General features: G+C 72.9%; 14 protein-coding genes. 4 read left to right on the forward strand and 10 right to left on the reverse strand.

The features are described 5' to 3' along the window. Nucleotides 1-62: 62 nt before the first annotated feature. Nucleotides 63-1,643 carry a hypothetical protein gene (locus tag KUA19_RS37955; RefSeq protein WP_217404102.1) on the forward strand — a complete coding sequence of 527 codons (1,581 nt, stop codon included), beginning with the start codon at nt 63-65 and terminating at the stop codon, nt 1,641-1,643. Continuing rightward, nucleotides 1,640-2,128 carry a hypothetical protein gene (locus KUA19_RS37960; protein WP_217404104.1) on the forward strand — a complete coding sequence of 163 codons (489 nt, stop codon included), beginning with the start codon at nt 1,640-1,642 and terminating at the stop codon, nt 2,126-2,128. Before KUA19_RS37955 ends, KUA19_RS37960 begins: the two co-directional genes overlap by 4 nt. 16 nt (nt 2,129-2,144) lie before the next feature. On the opposite strand, the gene KUA19_RS37965 is transcribed toward KUA19_RS37960, so the two are convergent. Further along, nucleotides 2,145-2,447 carry a DUF1905 domain-containing protein gene (locus tag KUA19_RS37965; RefSeq protein WP_217404106.1) on the reverse strand — a complete coding sequence of 101 codons (303 nt, stop codon included), beginning with the start codon at nt 2,445-2,447 and terminating at the stop codon, nt 2,145-2,147. Between the two features lie 177 nt (nt 2,448-2,624). Beyond that, on the reverse strand, nt 2,625-5,006 hold the full coding sequence (locus KUA19_RS37970; RefSeq protein ID WP_217404108.1) for a glycoside hydrolase family 3 C-terminal domain-containing protein: 2,382 nt from the start codon (nt 5,004-5,006) through the stop codon (nt 2,625-2,627). Nucleotides 5,007-5,089: 83 nt separating this feature from the next. Here KUA19_RS37970 and KUA19_RS37975 point away from each other — a divergent pair, with 83 nt between their 5' ends. Next, nucleotides 5,090-5,656, forward strand: a complete 567-nt coding sequence (locus tag KUA19_RS37975) for a TetR/AcrR family transcriptional regulator (RefSeq protein WP_217404110.1) — start codon at nt 5,090-5,092, stop codon at nt 5,654-5,656. A 99-nt stretch (nt 5,657-5,755) separates the two neighbouring features. On the opposite strand, the gene KUA19_RS37980 is transcribed toward KUA19_RS37975, so the two are convergent. Next, nucleotides 5,756-7,159 carry a DUF1254 domain-containing protein gene (locus KUA19_RS37980; RefSeq protein ID WP_217404112.1) on the reverse strand — a complete coding sequence of 468 codons (1,404 nt, stop codon included), beginning with the start codon at nt 7,157-7,159 and terminating at the stop codon, nt 5,756-5,758. Nucleotides 7,160-7,490: 331 nt separating this feature from the next. Here KUA19_RS37980 and asnB point away from each other — a divergent pair, with 331 nt between their 5' ends. Further along, complete coding sequence (asnB, locus tag KUA19_RS37985; RefSeq protein WP_217404114.1) at nt 7,491-9,302, forward strand: asparagine synthase (glutamine-hydrolyzing); 1,812 nt, start codon at nt 7,491-7,493, stop codon at nt 9,300-9,302. Nucleotides 9,303-9,342: 40 nt separating this feature from the next. Here the strand turns inward: asnB and KUA19_RS37990 are convergent, their stop codons facing one another. From KUA19_RS37990 to KUA19_RS38020, 7 genes are all read right to left on the reverse strand, one after another. Then, complete coding sequence (locus KUA19_RS37990) at nt 9,343-10,356, reverse strand: SH3 domain-containing protein (RefSeq protein ID WP_217404116.1); 1,014 nt, start codon at nt 10,354-10,356, stop codon at nt 9,343-9,345. A gap of 87 nt (nt 10,357-10,443) precedes the next feature. Continuing rightward, nucleotides 10,444-11,460: a hypothetical protein gene (locus tag KUA19_RS37995; RefSeq protein ID WP_217404117.1), complete on the reverse strand. Its 1,017-nt coding sequence runs from the start codon at nt 11,458-11,460 to the stop codon at nt 10,444-10,446. 15 nt (nt 11,461-11,475) lie between these two features. Further along, nucleotides 11,476-13,317, reverse strand: a complete 1,842-nt coding sequence (locus KUA19_RS38000) for an alkaline phosphatase family protein (RefSeq protein ID WP_308167877.1) — start codon at nt 13,315-13,317, stop codon at nt 11,476-11,478. Nucleotides 13,318-13,355: 38 nt separating this feature from the next. Next, nucleotides 13,356-14,360: a lysylphosphatidylglycerol synthase domain-containing protein gene (locus KUA19_RS38005; protein WP_217404162.1), complete on the reverse strand. Its 1,005-nt coding sequence runs from the start codon at nt 14,358-14,360 to the stop codon at nt 13,356-13,358. A gap of 67 nt (nt 14,361-14,427) precedes the next feature. Next, on the reverse strand, nt 14,428-15,522 hold the full coding sequence (locus KUA19_RS38010; protein WP_217404119.1) for a glycosyltransferase family 4 protein: 1,095 nt from the start codon (nt 15,520-15,522) through the stop codon (nt 14,428-14,430). Further along, the gene (locus tag KUA19_RS38015) at nt 15,519-15,917 is read right to left on the reverse strand and encodes a 6-pyruvoyl trahydropterin synthase family protein (RefSeq protein WP_217404120.1); all 399 of its coding nucleotides are present in this window, start codon (nt 15,915-15,917) and stop codon (nt 15,519-15,521) included. The genes KUA19_RS38010 and KUA19_RS38015 overlap by 4 nt, the downstream gene beginning before the upstream one ends. Before the next feature lie 4 nt (nt 15,918-15,921). Beyond that, on the reverse strand, nt 15,922-16,902 hold the full coding sequence (locus KUA19_RS38020; protein ID WP_217404122.1) for a zinc-dependent alcohol dehydrogenase: 981 nt from the start codon (nt 16,900-16,902) through the stop codon (nt 15,922-15,924). Nucleotides 16,903-16,929 lie beyond the last annotated feature (27 nt).

Here is a 16,929-nt window from a genome sequence, read left to right on the forward strand (position 1 = left end):
GCGCCGCCACCGTGCCGCAGGGGCATCCGGAAGATCGTCGACTGCGCTAGCGTCTGCCCACGATGCGAGCACTCGACCCCACCCCACTCGGCCCCGGCTGCGTCCACCAGCCGATCACTCACGATCCCGACGTCCTTGGACTGGGCCAGCCCGTCAAGGACCTCGCCGGAGACACCCGCCCGTGCGACCGGTGCGCCGACGCGCGCTGTCCCGTCGGCGGCTATCCCCGGCTCGCGGCGTTCCGGATCCGCGCGGCGCAGCTGGTGGCCCGGTTCGGGTACGAAGTGGATGTCGAGGTCAACCAGGGCTCGCACGGCATCGACCTGATCTGCCGCGTCGACGGCGTCGCCTGGGTCTGGGAGTTCAGCACCGACGATCCGGCGGCGGTGGCGCAGGCGGTGGACAACCGCGACCACATCCTGGCCCACCTGCGCGCCGAAGGTGTGCGTGCCGAGCCCGGCCCGGCCTTCCCCGAGGCCGAGTTCGGCCAGGGGTACCTGCACGGGCACGAGTACATCGTGGGGGTACGGTCGCATCCGGCCGAGCCGGGCGTCGAACTGCTCGACGTGTACGCGTGTGTACCCTGCCACCTGGCCGACCGCTGGCACTACCCGGAGCTCGTGCTGCACAACCGTCGCCTCGAGGACCTGCTGATGACGCAGATGCACCACTGGCACGGCGGGGACGAACCGCCGAACCGAGTCCGCGAGCCCAGCGAGTACCACAGCTCCCACCTGTACCTCAGCCTCGACGGTCCCGGTACGCACCTGGATCTCCTGCGCCTGTGGTTCACCCTGGTCCCGGACCTGGTCGACCCTGACCGGCGCCGTCAGCTGGCGGCAGAACCGGAGCCGCCAGGCACCCAAGGCGCACCGGGCGCACCGCCCGACCGGGGTGAGCCGGGAACCGCGGCGGCGGTGGTCACCTGGGAGGCTGACGACCTCGATCGCCTTCGGTGGCGGCGGTTGACCTCCGGCAGCTACGCCGACCTGCTGTCCCACGTCGGCGCCTCGGACTATGCGCAACTGTGGTTCGGGCAGCACAACCCATATGGCTGGGCGATGCCGGGCAGGGGCGAGAACCACCACGTCTACGGATACAGCCGTCGGCACAACGAGAGCACGCTGGTGCTGGCGGCGGTGTTCAACGACGCGATGCTCGCCGACCGGGCCTTCGGACAGCGGCTGCTGGAAGTCGCGCGCCGGATCGTCGAAGCCGCCGACCCCGGCTACGCGGAGATCGGCTATGAGCAGTGGGTGCCTGAGGCCGGACTCGACGACATGACCAAACTGGATCGCGTGCTCTACCGGCATCCGGTCGACTCGATCGCGGCGCAGCGCAGCCTGCTGCGCGGCTACAGCTGGCTGACCGTGGTGCCGGGCGAACTCGCCGACCGGCTCGGCGGTGCCGCCGCGACGCGCGCCACCGGTGCGTTCCACCAGGTCGAGACGCTGCCGCAGGGTGGGCTGTGGCTGCTGGCCACCGAACACTTCGACGAGTACGACCCGGTGGCGGCCCGGCGGGTGTTCGAGGCGCTGGCGCCTGTGCTGCCCCCCGGCCGACCGGCGCGGACCATGTCGGAGCCGCACCTGATCATCCTGGAGGACGCGCGCGTCGGTCGGTCAGGGGCGACCGGTCGATGACGGAGCGGATCGGGGACCGGGCCACGTTCGCGATGGAGATCGGGGCGTACACGGGCGGGCTGCGCGTCGTCGACATCTGGGCGGGTGGCAAACGGCTGACAGTCGACGACAACTTCGCGTTCGTACCGGCGTTCCTGCGGCTGATCCGGCCTGACGCGGCGCGGGTGCGGTTGCGTGAACTGCCGCCCAGCCCGTTCCCGGGGCGTCCCGGGGAGGAGGTCTTCCGGCTGCTGGCAGCCGACGAGGAACAGCGCTACGAATACGGGTTCCTGCGCTGGGGCGAGACGGTGGACAACGTGTCCTGCGTCGCGTACCTGGACGGGGAGCTGGTGCTGGTCTTCAGCTTCTGGCGGCCGACGCATCCTGTTCCGGCGGACCGGGGCAGGATCTTCGTCGCGCGGATCGACCCGGACGACTTCGCGGACACGGTCCAGCACGCGGCGTACGTGCTGGAGGTCCGCGAGCTGGGGGAACGGCGGTCGTAGGGGTGGCCGGGAGTGGTCAGAGATCGATGACTTCGACGGTCACGGAGGCGATGTCGCCCACGTCGAGGCGTTCGGACTTGCGGACCGCGCGTTTGACGGGGAGCACATAGCAGCCACGGGCGCCGTCCGGGAAGATCGAGGTCTGCCAGGTGGTGCGGCCGACGGTGACGCGTACCCGTAGCGAACCGAAGCCGTTGCGCCTGCCTTCGGACAGTTCGCGGATCTCGGTGGAACCGTCCTGCGGCAGGCTGACGAAGGTCCAGCTGTCATCCCGCCGGGCCTCCCACAGCCACAGTTCGGCGTCGAAGGTGAGTATCACCGTGCCAGCATTCCACGCCGTACCGACGAACCGGCCCGTGCGCCCTGCTCAGCCCGGCCCTGCTCAGCCGGCCCCGCCGAAGGCGTGGTGCTGGCGGTGCAGGGCATCTGACGGCGCGGTTAAGAAGGGTCCCTTCCTATACGCAAAGCGATAAGAAGGGGCCCTTCCTTTCCCCGGTCAGGGGAGTGGAGTGGTGAGGGGGCGGGTGGCGTAGTCGGGACCGGCGGTGACGTGGTGCGGGCCGGGGGTCGGCTGCCAGCCGTCCTGCCAGGTCTGGAAGGCGCGCTCGGGTAGGGCGATGCGGACGGTCGCGGCCTGGCCGGGCTCGGCGGTGACCGGGGCGAAGCCCGCGAGGCGGCCGTCTACGTAAACCTGGACGGTCTCGCGGCCTGGGCGGGTGCCGGTGTTGCGTACGGTCACCGCCGCCTCGCGGCCGTGGACGGTCAGCTGCTCGTACGCCCAGGTGGTGTAGCCGAGCCCGTGGCCGAACCACCAGCGCGGCGCCACCAGGGCGCCTGCCCAGGCGCGATAGCCGATGCGGTCGTCCTCGTCGTAGGTGAGCACCCCGTCGACCGGGGTGGTCGACAGGACGGGGCAGTCCTGCTCGCGGACCGGCCAGGTGGTGGGCAGGCGGCCGCCCGGCTCGGCGGCGCCGGTGAGCACGTCGGCCAGCGCGTGCCCGGCCTCCTGCCCCGGGAACCAGGTCAGCAGGACGGCGGCCACGTCGTCGGCCCACGGCAGCTCGACCGGCGATCCGGCGTTGACCACCACGATGGTGTTCGGGTTGGCCGCGGCGACCCGGGCGACCAGTTCGTCCTGGCGGCCGGGCAGGGCCAGGCAGGTGCGGTCGAACCCTTCGGACTCGACCTGTTCGGTGGTGCCCACGACGACGATCGCGACGTCGGCCTCGGCGGCGGTGCGGACGGCCTCCGCCAGCAGCGCGTCGGCCGAGGCGACCGGCTCGCCGAATCCGAGCGTCAGTGCGATCAGCGCGAATCCTTCGGAGAGCAGGACCTGCTGGCGCAGCGTCACGTCCACGGGTACGCCCGCGGCCAGCTCGATCGGGCAGCGGCGGTCCGGCGGGGCGAGGAAGGCGGCGCCCGGGTCGTTCGAGTCGGGCAGCAGCACGCCGTCGAAGACGGTCTGGTCGGCGGCGGTGAGGGTGAACTGGCCGACGCCGCGGATGCCGAGTTCGTGCTCGCCGGCGGCGGTGGGGGTGAGCCGGCCGGTGATCTCGACGGTGGCCAGCTCGTCGCGGGTGACGCCGGGCGGCAGTTCCATCCACAGGCCCTGGCCGCTGCCCAGCGGGGTGGTGTGCAGGACGGTGCCGGACGCGTCGCGGAAGGTGGCGGTGAGGGCGGTCCACTGCGGACCGGCCGCGGCGGGCAGCTTGGTGCGCGGGTCGGCGCCGGTCGCGTACTCGACCTTCAGCCCGGCCGCGACCAGACCGTCCAGCGGGGACACGACGTGGTGCGGGAAGACGTGGGCGCTGCCGCCGCCGAGGATGCGGGCGTCGCGGGCCAGCGCGCCGATGAGCGCCACGGTCCCGGGTCTGGGGTCGAGCGGGAGCAGGCCGTTCGGGTTGGTGGCGAGCACGAAGGAGCGGGCCGCGAGTTCGCGGGCCAGCGCGTCGCCGTCGACCGGTGCGGGCCGGTCGGCGGCGGGAACCGCCGGGGGTACGCCGTCCAGCGCGCCGACCCGCGCCGCCAGGCGCAGCACGCGTCGTACCTGGTCGTCGACGAGTTCGGGGTCGACGGCGCCGGCGCGGACCGCGTCGGCCAGGCGCTGCCCCCAGGGGCTGCCGATTCCCGGCATCGCGACGTCCAGGCCGCCGGTGACGGTGGCAACGGTGTCGCGGGCGGCGGTCCAGTCGGAGACGATGAAGCCGTCGAAGCCCCACTCGCCCTTGAGCACGTCGCGCTGCAGCGGCGCGTGCTCGGTCATGGTCGTGCCGTTGACCTTGTTGTACGCCGCCATCACACCCCACGCGCCCGCCGCCACGATCGTCTCGAACGGGGCCAGGTACAGCTCGCGCAGCGCCTTCTCGCTCACCTGGTTGTCGACGGTGAACCGCTCGGTCTCGGCGTCGTTGGCCACGAAGTGCTTCACCGTGGTGGCGACGCTGTGCTCCTGCACCCCGCGCACATAGCCCGCGCCGATGGCCCCGGTGAGCAGCGGATCCTCCGAGTACGCCTCGAAGTGGCGGCCGCCCAGGGGGCTGCGGTGCAGGTTGACCGTGGGCGCGAGCAGCACGTGCACGCCCTTGCGCCGGGCCTCCTGGCCGAGCAGGTTGCCCGCGCGGCGGGCCAGTTCCGGGTCCCAGGTGGCGGCCAGCGCGGTGGGGCTGGGTAGCGCGATCGACGGGTCGGCGGCGCTCCACTGGGTGCCGCGTACGCCGATGGGGCCGTCGCTCATCACGATCGAGGCCAGCCCGATCTCGGGTACGGCGGGCAGCGACCACATGTCCTGCCCGGACAGGATGCTGACTTTGGTGTCGAGGTCGAGGGCGCCCAGGGCGGTCTCGACCGCCGCCTCATGCTCGGTACGCAGCGCTGACATGCCCGCCATCCTGCCCCACCTACCGAGCGCTCGGTAGGTACCGTTATCTTCCCGTGATCTGATACCCCGATATGCTCCGGTCCATGGCACACCCGCGGCGACGAGTCCCGCCCGAGCAGCGCCGGTCGGAGATCCTCGCCGCTGCCCTGGCGGTCTTCGCCGAGCGCGGCTACCGGGGCGCGTCCCTGGCCGCCGTCGCCGAGCGGGTCGGGCTGACCCAGCAGGGCCTGCTGCACTACTTCCCCAGCAAGGACGCGCTGCTGGCCGAGGTGCTACGGCTGCGCGACGAGATCGACCAGCGCACCTTCACCGACGACTGCGGCCTGGACGTGATGGAGCGGGTGGTCGCCCACAACGCGACCCGGCCGGGTCTGGTGCAGTCGTTCACGGTGCTCGCCGCCGACAGCGTCACCGACGAGCATCCGGCCAGGCCGTTCTTCACCGAGCGCTACCGTGCGGTCCGGGCGGTCATGGCCGAGGCGATACGCCGCGATCTCGGCGACGACCTGCCGCCCGGACTCACCCACGAGCAGGCCGGGGCGCTGCTCGTGGCGGTGATGGACGGGCTGCAGCTGCAGTGGCTGCTCGACCCGGACGAGGTTCGGATGACCGAAACGTTCCGCGCCTTCGTCACCCTGCTGCGCCGCTGATCCGCGCTGAGCCGCCACGCGGCCGCCGCGAGGGCTGGGACGTTGGGAAGGGCACCTTATACATCGCAAAGCGATAAGAAGGTGCCTTCACTCTGGGCGTCAGGCGCGGGTCAGGTCGCCCGGTTTCCAGGTGCCGTCGAAGGCGGCCGGTTCCGGTCCGTAGATGCGCAGGTACGAGAACCAGCCGCGGCCCGGGACGGTCTGGATCCAGTGGGTGTCGGCGTTCTCGGCGGGCGGGGTCGGCCCGAAGTGGAGCACGACCGGCTCGGCGCCGGTGACGCCGCGCAGCTCGACCAGGGACCGCAGCGCGGCCCGCTGCTGGGCGCTGCGCACCTGCGAGCGCGTCTGCGCGTCGTACGCGGTGACCGACCAGAACAGGTTGGCGGGCACCGGCTGCGGCACCTGCAGCGTGTAGTTCAGCCCGCCGTCGAGGAAGGTTCCGGTGGCGTCGCGGACGCCCAGCCAGTACAGCGAGCCGCCGCCGACCCTGCGGCGGAACATGGCCGGTGAGGCCACGATCGCCTGGGCGAACCAGCGGTCGCGCGCCTCCAGGTCGAGCCCGACCGGGGTCTGGAAGTCGGCGTCGTCGGGCACCAGGCCGACCCACTCCCAGCGCCGGTCCGGCCAGGCGATGCGGTCGCGCCGGGCGCTGGCGAACGCGGAGACGAGCAGCTGGTCGCGGCCGATCCGGGCGGCGCGGGACAGGATGGAGGTCATCCGCTGGTCGGGGGTGAACGGCTGCCCCTTGATGATCCCGAGGGTGGTGAGCAGGCCGTACATGTCGCGCTGCCGGTCGAGGACGGGTTCGGCATCCAGCACGCGGTGCAGGACCTGCCAGAACTCGAAGTTGTCCTCCCAGCGCAGGCAGGTGAAGTCGAGGTCCCGGTCGGTGGTGTCGATGATCTCCAGGGCCCGGTCGGGGTGGCTGAGCGGATACACCTTGACCCGGCGCAGCTCGTCCAGCGCCCGGCCCAGGTTGCCGTCCAGCGGCAGCGCGCGTACCGCGAGCAGGGCGCGGTAGGTCTCCGCCCGTCCCACGTGGTGTCCGGCCGGAATCTCGCCGGTGTGGCCGGGCGGCAGGATCACGTGCTTGCCGCCCTTGCCCTCGTCCGGGCCGGGGATGCCCAGGTCGGCGACCCAGCGTTGGTGGTGGTCGTCGACGAGCCCGATGAAGGGCCCCGGCGGCAGTTCGATCACCATCGGGCCGCCGGACAGGTCGAGCGCGGCCGAGCCGTACGGGGTGTCGGAGTTCAGCGTGAAGCCGACCTGTCGGGGAGCGGTCGCCATGATGCCCATGCTGCGGCCGTCCTCGAGGCCGAGCTCCCGGTTGCCGTTGATGATGCCCTCGGCCGACACGGTCGGATACCAGAAACGGTATGCGGTCACGGCCCGAGCCAGGTCGGCGTCGTCGCGGATCCGCGCCACCGCCGCGTCGACCGGGTAGCCGTGTTCGAACCGGTATGCCTCCGGCGCGTCCGCGGAGCGGGGCAGGGTGCTCGTCATCGCTGCTCCTCCTGGCCACATCGACTCCGCCGGGCGCTCGCCTGCGCCAGGCCGGTGACTACCTCTCTGTGCCGAGGCTAGGTGCGAACAGCGACAATCATGCCCTGTTCGCATAAATCACCCATCGGCCTAGGACGCTCCAGGCGTGCTCGGCGGGGAGGACGCATGTTTTCGAACATGTGTTCGAAAACACCCCAACAAGATATGGGGAGGTGGAAGGAGGTAATGCATCGATGGGTAGCTATCGAAGTATCAGACATCTCCGGAAATGAGTGAATGTCTGATCGACTTCCCTCACTAGAGTCACTCCCCTTGACCTTCGGAGGGGAAGATGTGCGGGATCACCGGACTGGTCGCCTGGTGGCAAGGCCAGGCCCGGAACAGGCTGGTCATCGATGCGATGACCGAGACACAGCATCATCGCGGCCCGGACGACGCGGGCGTATGGGTGAACGATCACGTCGCGTTCGGACACACCCGATTGGCGATCATCGACCGGGCCGGCGGCGCCCAGCCGATGGTCGTGCGGCGCCCTGGCAGCGGCGAGGTCGCCATCACGTTCAGCGGCGAGGTCTACAACCACTTCCAGCTGCGCGAGCAGCTCACCGCCGCCGGGCACCGGTTCGTCGGCAGCAGCGACACCGAGGTCGTGCTGCGGGCGTACCTGCACTGGGGTGAGGACTTCGTGCACCACCTGCGCGGGATCTACGCGTTCGGGCTGTGGGACTGCGACCTGGAGCTGCTGCTGCTCGTACGCGACCGGCTCGGCGTCAAACCCCTGTACGTCGCCCGGACCCCCACCGACCTGGTCTTCGGATCGGAGCTGAAGGCGCTGCTGGCCCACCCGGACCTCACCGCCGAGGTCGACGAGGAAGGGCTGGGCGAGCTGCTGGGGCTGGTGCCGATGACCTCGCCCGGTCACGCGGTGCTGCGCGGTTTCGAGGAGGTGCCGCCCGCGACCGTGCTGCGCCTCGACCGCGACGGGTTGACTCGGCACCGGTACTGGCGGCTGGAGAGCCACCCGCACCTCGACGATCGCGACACCACCGTCCGCCGGGTCCGTGACCTGCTGGAACGGGCCGTGATCGAGCAGGCGGCGGCCGACGTTCCGGTCGGCGCGCTGCTGTCGGGCGGGCTGGACAGCTCGGCCGTGGTGGCGCTGGCCGCCGGGACGACCACCGAACCGCTGCTCACCTTCGACATCGACCACGGCACCGCCGCCGCGCACGCCGCCAGTTCGTTCCACCGCAGCCACGACCATCCGTACGCGCTGGCCGTGGCCCGGCACACCGCCTCGGAGCACCGCACCGTGCAGGTCGGCACGGGCGACCTGCTGCGGGCGCACGAGGCGACGCTCGCCTCGATGGACCTGCCCAGCCTGACCACGATCAACGCGTCGCTGTCGCACCTGTTCGGGCGGATCAGCCCGCACCGACGGGTGGTGCTGTCCGGCGAGGGCGCCGACGAACTGTTCGCCGGCTACCGCTGGCACGACGCGGCGGCGGCCCCGCGCGGCACGTTCCCGTGGTCGGCCACGTACCAGCCGCTGGTGGCGGTGCTGCGGCGGGAGACGCTGCGGCAGGTGCGGCCGGTCCGATACGCCCGGCAACGCTGCCTGGCCGCGCTGGAGCAGATGCCGGCGCTGGACGGCGAGATCGGGCTCAGTCGCAGGCTGCGCGAGATCCGGTGGCTGACCATCGTGTTCTACCTGGCGTTCCTGCTGCGCCGGGCGGACCGGCTGGCGATGGCGCACGGGGTCGAGGTGCGGGTGCCGTTCCTGGACCACCGGCTGGTGCAGTACACCTGGAACATCGGCGGTGGGTGGCAGCGGGCCCGGGGGTTGGAGAAGGGGCTGCTGCGGGAGGCGGTGGACGGGCTGCTGCCCGACCAGGTCACCTGGCGGCCCAAGTCGGGCTATCCGGCGAGCCTGACCTCGGCGTACCAGGACGCGCTCTGGGAAAGAGCCCGGGACCTGGTCGCCGACCCGGGTGCGCCGGTGCTGCGGCTGGTCTCGGCGCGGCGGCTGAAGGCGCTGCTGGACGTGCACCACGGGCACCTGGACGACTGGACCGCGACCCAGCACGTCGCGTACATCCTGGAGCTCGACGCCTGGCTGCGCCGCTACTCGGTACGCATCAGATGAACGCCCCGGGCGGATTCGTCCGCCCGGGGCAGTCCCCGTGTCAGCACTCGGGCAGCGAGTAGCCGGTCGACGGGTCGTCGCGCTCCGGGCCGCCCGGGCCGCCGGTCGGCGACGCCTCCTCGTTGCGCTCGGACACCCATGCGTGCGAGACGTACCCGGTGACGCCGTTGAAGGTCACCCGGTCCCACTGTGCGGTCTGGTCGGCGTCGGGGCCGGTCACGTTCTCGCCGGTGACATAGCACTGCAGGTAGATCGTGGTGCCCTGGGGGATCGCGCCTTTGCGCTCGGCGGTGGTCGCAGCCTCGGCCCGGATCACCAGGGTGGGGCGGCCCAGGGTCTCGGCCTGTTGCAGGTCCTTGTCGAAGTCGTCGACGAACGCGTCGTGCAGGCCCTCGCACAGGATGTTGCTCGAGGCCACCCAGAGCACGGTGTACTCCTGGCCGCCGACCGTCTTGCGCGCGTAGTCGAAGCACGGCCGGATCTCGGGCGTGGGCCGCTCCTCGCCGCCGCCGCAGCCTGGGCAGATGTAGTTGCGGATCAGCTTGCCGAGGTAGCAGGCGGACACGTCGAGGAACGCGTCGGCGTCACCGCGGATGACGAGCACCGCCCCGACCGACCACCTGATCTTCGTACCCTGGTAGATGCCCACGGCCAGGCGGTCGGTCTGGTAGCCGCACTGGATCGCGTCCTTGAGGTCGTTGAGCCGGTCGACCGTCGTGGTCAGCTTGGACCGGAACGCGTCGAACCGCTTGGCCTTGGCGCGTTCGGCCTCCGGCACCAGCCCCAGCACCGTCGAGGCCAGGTCGAGGAACTCCAGGCACGGGTTGACCGTGGCCTTGTGCTTCTCGGCCCAGATCTCGAAGCCGTCCTTGGGCAGCAACTGCCGGGTGCGGCTGTCGTCGACCGAGCAGCCCTTCGTCTCGGGCTTGGCCCCGGCGTCGGCGCCGGGCGGTGGATCGCCGGTGATCGGGTCGCAGCCGGTGCCCGCCGCCAGCAGCAGTGCGGCGGCCAGGGCCGCGAGCACCCGCCTGGACCCGGTCCTCGTGTGGCGCATGCGCGTGACCTCCGTCGCCGGTCGGGCCGTCGGCCCGTCGCCATGGTGGTGGAGCGCCACCAGCGTGCCGTCATACGTCAAGAACGGTCAATGCATATTCGTCCGCATCGGATGACCGGCGCAGTCGGGGCAGACGAAGACGCGCAGGCTCGCGGCGCCACCGCCGAGCCCGATCCCGGTCGGGCGTTCGGCGTCGCGCCAGCGCGGGTCGGTCCAGGACGGCACCAGGTCGGCCTCCTCCAGCGGCCGCCACGCCGTGCCCTCGAACTCGCACGAGGCGATGGTCAGCACGAGGGGCATGGGCCGCGCACAGTCAGGGCAGGCCATCGGGTCCGGATCGCTGACACCCCACTGCGGCAGGCCGCCGACCTTCCAGCCGGTCGCCTGCGACACCGACCAGTACGACGGGCCGCCGTCGTCGCGCGTGTCGTCGTGTTCGCGCACCCGCTGACCCAGTTCCGGCGGCAGTTCCTGCCAGTACGGGTAGTCGCGCACCTGCTCGGGGTGCAGCACGCACGGCCGGACCAGGTAGGACTCGTCCGCCTCGGCCACCTCGGGGCGCAGGAGCGCGGCTCCGGCCAGGTCGGCGGTGGCACGCCAGCGCAGCTCGACGCGCGGTCCCCACTGGTCGGCCTCGGTGTCGTGGGCGCGCGGACACCACAGCACCTGGAGCAGGTCCGTGCCCGTCGGGCAGGGCAGGTCGGGCAGGTCCGCGGCGTACAGCTGGGCGACGGCGACCATCGGCGTCGGGACGGCCGCGGGCAACCGGACGTCATAGATCAGGTGGGGACCGGCTTCGCCGCCACCGATGCCGATCGAGCCGACGTTGCGGTCGAGGCCCGCCTGAAACAGCGCACCGCGTACGGTCCGCAGCCGGTGGGCCTCGGCCTCGGTCAGCGCCTCGCGGACCTCGGTGCGGTGCGGCCCGACGCAGGTCGGCCACGGCTCGTCGGTCGGCCAGCGCAGCGATCCGCCGAGGTGGCTGCCCGCCGGGTCCGGGGTGCCCGGCCGGGGGTGCAGGCGGGTCGCGCCGCGGGCGTGGGCGTCGAGTCCGGGGAACAGTGCGGGCAGATCGAGGGGGCGGGGCGGGCTGGTGCGGGGCATCCGCGCAGCCTAGAGCTAGTTCGGGGAGTTGGGGAGAGTGGCCTGGCCGGGGCCGAAGGCGGTGAGGAAGCGATCGCGGAAGGTGTCCATGCGCCATACCGGGGCGTCCGGACCCGGCCGCAGACCGTCCTGCCAGCCCCAGGAGCCGATCCGGTCGAGCACGGCCCGGTCCCGGGCCACGATGGTGATCGGCACGTCGCGGTTGGCGTCGGAGCCGGTCACCGCGGGCGACGGCTGGTGGTCGCCGAGGAACACCAGCACCAGGTCGTCGTCGCCGTAGTGCTCGACGTACGAGACCAGGGTCTGCAGCGAGTACGCGATCGCGCTGCGGTAGGCCGCGCGGACACGGCCCCGGTCGCGCTGGGTGACGATCTCGGCCGGGTCGCCCGAGCCCGCCGCGGCCGGGTAGCCCGATCCGTCGCCGACCTCGTCCCAGCCGACGTGCGGCGGCACCGGCTCCCACGGTGAGTGGCTGGAGATCAGCGCGATCGCGGCCATCACCGGCGGATGGCCCGCGCCGCGCTGGTCGCGCTGGAACACCGACAGGGTGTACTGGTCGGGCATGGTGCCGAAGCTGTACACGGGCCCCTGGTAGTTCAGATCGGGGCGGATGTAGGTCGTGTCGTAGCCGTACACGCGGCCCTCGGGCCAGGGCTGGGTGGTGGCGGGCATGACCGACACGGTGTGCCAGTCGGCCAACCCGAACGCGCTGCTCAGGGTGAGCCGGTGGCTGTAGAGGAACGCCTGGTAGCGCGGTGCGCTGTCGATCCACAGCCCGGACAGCAGGGTGGACTGGGCCAGCCAGCTGCCCCCGCCTGCGGTGGGGGAGGTGAGCCAGCCGCTGCGGGCGGCGTACCCGGCGGCGCGCAGCCGCTCGGCCCCGGCCGCCAGCACCGGGTCGACCGTGGCGGACAGCTCGGGGTCGTCCAGTGCGATCCGGCCGTAGCTCTCCACGAACGCGACGACGACATCCTTGCCGCGCAGGCCGGTGAGCAGCTGCGCGCCGGGGACCTCGGCGTAGGCGTCGGTCGCGATCTCGTCGAGGAACGCGTCGCGGTCGCGGGCGCCCGCCCGCACCTGCTCGACCCGGTCGTACGCGTCGTGCGCGGCCACCGGCAGCCCCGGCACCAGCTGCGCCCCGGCGAGCGCGCACACGGCCCAGACCACGGTGAGCAGGGCCACGGTCCGGGCGGCGGCGGTGCGGTGCGCGAGGGCCAGGCGCGACACCCGGCGAAACGACAGGCTCAGCAGCAGGATCAGGCCCACTGCCAGCGCCACGGCGAGCACGACGGCGGCGTCGGCGAGCCCGGCTCCGGCCGACTCGCGCAGGTACACCACCGCGGCGCTGAGGAACGAGCCGTCCTGGGCCGGGTTGAACGGCCGGTCGAGGAACTGGGAGAAGCCGAGGCTGACCACCTTGAGCACGGCCAGCACACCGAGCAGCAGCCCGACCACCGGCACCACGATCCGCCGCGCCCGCTCGGGCAGCACCAGGACCAGAGCGATCCCGACCAGCCCGTCGACCGGCACGCGCAGCAACGCGGCCGGGGTGAGCTGGGAGATCCTCTCCGGCGCGACCAGGAACGCCAGTAGTACCACCAGCGCCAGCCCGGTCAGCACTCGCCCGGCCATCGCCCGCGCCGGGCGGCCCGCCGAGACGGCGGCCGCCGAACTCACTGCGCCGGGGTGCTGCTCAACCGAGGCGGCCGGTGACGGCCCGGACTCGCCGAGGTTCTGCTCGGGCGCGACGGCTGTGGGCTCGGTCCCGGCGGCTGTGGGCTCGGTCCCGGCGGCGGCCGGAACCGGCTCGGCGGCGGTCGGTGCGGCTGGGGTGCGCTCGGGATCCAACGGCGGCACGGGGGTTCCTCCTACTTGACGGCCGGAGTGCCGGCGACTCATCGACGGGCCGGCTCGGCCGGTGAGGGGGTGACCGATGGCGAGTTAAGAAGGGGCCCCTTTACCACGGATTGCGTTAAGAAGGGCCCCTTCCTTACCTGTAGGAGGGTGGCGGCGCCGGGGAGGACGGCGGCGAGGCCGAGGATGCCGTATGTGGTGGCGGTGGCGACGCCCTGGGCGGCGGTGAGACCGGCCGCGGCGAAGGCCCAGGCGGCGACGCCTTCGCGCGGTCCCCAGCCCGCGATGTTGAGGGGCAGGGCCATGGCGAGCAGGGCGAGCTGGGTCAGCGGGACCAGCAGGGTCAGCGGTGCGGTGGCTCCGGCGGTACGCGCGGCCAGCAGGAACATCAGCAGGTGGGCGGGGACGATCATGGCCGACGAGGCGGCGATGCCGAGCCGGACGCGGCGGTCGCGTAGGGCGGTGCGGATCTCGGCGCCGGTGGCACGGGCCGCGCGGGCCCAGCGGGCGCCGCGACCGCGCAGCAGCAGCCGCGCCGCCACGGTCAGGGCCACCCCGGCGGCGAGCGCGGCCGCGACGATCAGCGGCATCCGAGCCCGGACCGGGGAGGGAAGTACGAGCAGGAGCAGCGTCGACGCGGCGATCTGGACGGCCAGGCCGATGGTGCGCTCCAGCACGACGGCGCGTACGGCCAGACGTAGGTCGCTGATGTCGAGGCCGTGCCGCACCGCCCGGTGCACGTCGCCGACCACCCCGCCGGGCAGGGTGGAGTTGAGCAGCAGCGACCGGTAGTAGGCGGCGACGGCGTGGCGCAGCGGCAGCCGTACGCCGAGTCCGGCCGCGACCAGGCACCAGCGCCAGGCGCAGCCGACGGTGGCGACCGCGCCGAGGCAGAGCGCGGCGAGCAGCGCGGCGGGATTCACGCGGCGTACGCCGTCGAGGAACGGGCCGGTGCCGACCTGCCACACCAGCAGGCCCAGCAGCAGGACTCCGCCGAGCACCCGGCCCCAGGTCCACAGGCGCGCGGCCAGCGGGCCACGTCGCATGATCTGCTGCGCCGGCACGTCACCTCTTCCGTCGAGTACGGCTCGTCTTCTCGACGTTATACACAGTTCACCGGGCGCCGGGCGGCCGATCGGCGACCAGTGACGCCAGCACGCCACCGATCTCGGCGGTCGTACGGTCCCATCCGGTCAGTGTGCTCCGGCGCGCGAGGGCGGCCCGGCGCAGGGCCGTACGCAGGTCGGGTTCGGTCAGCCAGCGCCGCAGCGCGGCCGCGAACGCGACCGGGTCCTCGGGGGGCACCAGCAGTCCGGGCAGGCTGCCGTCGGGGGCGTGGCCGAGCGCCTCGGGCAGGCCCTGCACCTCGGTGGCCAGCACCGGAATGCCCCGCGCCAGCGCCTCGGCGACGACCATCCCGTACGACTCGCCGCGGGTGGCCAGCACCAGCAGGTCCGTCCGGGCCCAGATCTCGTCCAGGGCGGGGCCGGTCCGCGGTCCGAGCAGGACGAACCGGTCGGCCAGGGGTGCGGCCGCGTGGCGCAGTCGTCGGACGAAGCCGGGGTCGCGGTCGGTCGGGCCGACGCAGCAGCAGTGCCAGTCCAGCCCGGCGAGTTCGGACAGGGCCGTGACGAGCACATCGTGGCCCTTGTGCGGGGCGACGGCGGCCAGGCACAGCAGCCGGTCGCCGCCGATGCCGCCGGGGACGAGCTGGGCGGCGTCCACGCCGGGGGAGGCGAAGTGGACGAGGTCAGGGCGCAGGCCGTACCGGTCGATCAGCCGCGTGCGGCACCAGGAGCTGGTGGTGACCACGGCGGCCGCTGCCCGCAGCGTCGTCCGCTCGGCCGGGGCAACCCCGGGATCGGCGTCGCCGAACACCATGTGCGCCAGCACGATCGCACGGCGGGCGGCGACGGCCTCCGGAGCCCCGAGCGCGACCAGCCCGTCGGCCAGCACGAGCGCGTCGGCGGGTAGCGCGGCCAGCGTCGCGGCAAGTTCGGCGGCAGCGTCGCGACCGGGGTGCGGCCAGGTCCCGGTCACGGCGTGCTCGCGCACGGTCCAGCCCGAGGCGGTGAGTCCGTCGCAGACGCGCCGGTCGTAGTGGTTGCCGCCGCTGGGGTTGGCCGGATCGTCCACGCCACCGGGCAGGACGACGTGAACGGTGCGGGCAGTGGGGGCGCCGGAGGTGGCTGTCCCGGCAGGGGTCACAGGCCGCGCTCGTAGCAGGCCCAGGCGACGTGCGACTCGTGCAGGGTGACCGCGATCCCGGCCAGTTCCTTCGCCCCCGGTCCGAACGCGCCCGCGTGCACCCGCTCGACCAGGCGGTCGGCGACGACCTGGGCCAGCACCTCGGTGGTGGTGTTGCGGCCCGTCAGCGCCGGGTCGTCGTCGAGGTTGCGCAGGTGGAACGCGGCCAGCACCGCGTTCAGCTCGCGGGCGGCGGCGGCGATGTCGACGACGATCCCGTCGGCGTCCAGCGCGGCCCGGCGGAACGTGGCGTCCACCAGGAACGTCGCGCCGTGCAGGGCCTGGGCGGGGCCGAACACCTCGCCCCGGAAGCTGTGGGCGACCATCATGTGGTCGCGGACGGTGACGCTGAACAAGGGATCACTCTCCGTCGTAGGTGATGACGTGGCACAGGGCCGGGCGGGTCCCCGCGGCCAGCTGCGCCATGACCTCCGGCAGCAGCGCGAACGGCGACTCGCCGGTGCAGAGCGCGTCGAAGGCCGGATCGCGCAGCAGGTCGAGGGCGAGCGCCAGCCGGTCGGTGAAGCCGCGGCGGGCGGCGCGGGCGGGGGAGACCGTGCCGACCTGGCTGGCGCGGATGGCCAGCCGACGGGAGTGGAACGCCCCGCCGAGCTGGAGATGGACCTCGCGGTCGCCGTACCAGCTCAGCTCGATCACGGTGCCCTCGGGGGCGAGCAGGTCGAGGCTGGTCTGGAGCCCCGGGGCGGTGGCGCTGGCGTGGAAGACCAGGTCACGGCCGCCCGTGGCCCGCTCGGGCGGAACGTATGCGACGCCGAGCGCGGCCGCCGTCTCGGCGCGGGCCGGGTCGGGGTCGACCAGCTGCACCGACACCCCGGGGATGTGGGCGGCGACGGCGGCCACGCAGCAGCCGACCATGCCCGCGCCGACGACGCTGATCCGGTCGCCGACCAGCGGCGCGGCGTCCCACAGCGCGTTGACGGCGGTCTCGACGGTGCCCGCCAGCACGGCCCGCCGCGCGGGCACGCCCGCCGGGACCGGCACCACGGCGGCGGCCGGTACGACGTATCGGGTCTGGTGCGGGTACAGGCAGAAGACGGTGTGTCCGCGCAGCTCGTCGGGGCCCTGCTCGACGACGCCCACGCTGAGGTAGCCGTACTTCACCGGGGCGGGGAAGTCGCCGTCCTGGAACGGGGCGCGCATGACCGAGTACTGGCTCTCGGGCACGTGTCCGGTGTAGACCAGCGTCTCGGTGCCGCGGCTGACGCCGGTGTGGAGCGTGCGTACCAGCACGTCGTCGGGGCCGGGCGCGGGCAGTGGCACGTCGCGGATCTCGGCCGCGCCGGGCCCGGTGATCCAGTACGCGCGCGCGTAGGATGCCATCAACACCCCCTTTCGCACTGGTCGGAG

This window comes from Catellatospora tritici (assembly GCF_019083965.1).
Taxonomy (GTDB): domain Bacteria; phylum Actinomycetota; class Actinomycetes; order Mycobacteriales; family Micromonosporaceae; genus Catellatospora; species Catellatospora tritici.

What these genes read in the sequence shown, in the direction of transcription:
- KUA19_RS37955 (WP_217404102.1), top strand. Translation starts at nt 63, where the DNA reads ATGCGAGCACTCGACCCCACCCCACTCGGCCCCGGCTGCGTCCACCAG.
- KUA19_RS37960 (WP_217404104.1), top strand. Translation starts at nt 1,640, where the DNA reads ATGACGGAGCGGATCGGGGACCGGGCCACGTTCGCGATGGAGATCGGG.
- KUA19_RS37970 (WP_217404108.1), bottom strand. Translation starts at nt 5,006, where the DNA reads ATGTCAGCGCTGCGTACCGAGCATGAGGCGGCGGTCGAGACCGCCCTG.
- KUA19_RS37975 (WP_217404110.1), top strand. Translation starts at nt 5,090, where the DNA reads ATGGCACACCCGCGGCGACGAGTCCCGCCCGAGCAGCGCCGGTCGGAG.
- KUA19_RS37980 (WP_217404112.1), bottom strand. Translation starts at nt 7,159, where the DNA reads ATGACGAGCACCCTGCCCCGCTCCGCGGACGCGCCGGAGGCATACCGG.
- asnB (WP_217404114.1), top strand. Translation starts at nt 7,491, where the DNA reads ATGTGCGGGATCACCGGACTGGTCGCCTGGTGGCAAGGCCAGGCCCGG.
- KUA19_RS37990 (WP_217404116.1), bottom strand. Translation starts at nt 10,356, where the DNA reads ATGCGCCACACGAGGACCGGGTCCAGGCGGGTGCTCGCGGCCCTGGCC.
- KUA19_RS37995 (WP_217404117.1), bottom strand. Translation starts at nt 11,460, where the DNA reads ATGCCCCGCACCAGCCCGCCCCGCCCCCTCGATCTGCCCGCACTGTTC.
- KUA19_RS38005 (WP_217404162.1), bottom strand. Translation starts at nt 14,360, where the DNA reads ATGCGACGTGGCCCGCTGGCCGCGCGCCTGTGGACCTGGGGCCGGGTG.
- KUA19_RS38020 (WP_217404122.1), bottom strand. Translation starts at nt 16,902, where the DNA reads ATGGCATCCTACGCGCGCGCGTACTGGATCACCGGGCCCGGCGCGGCC.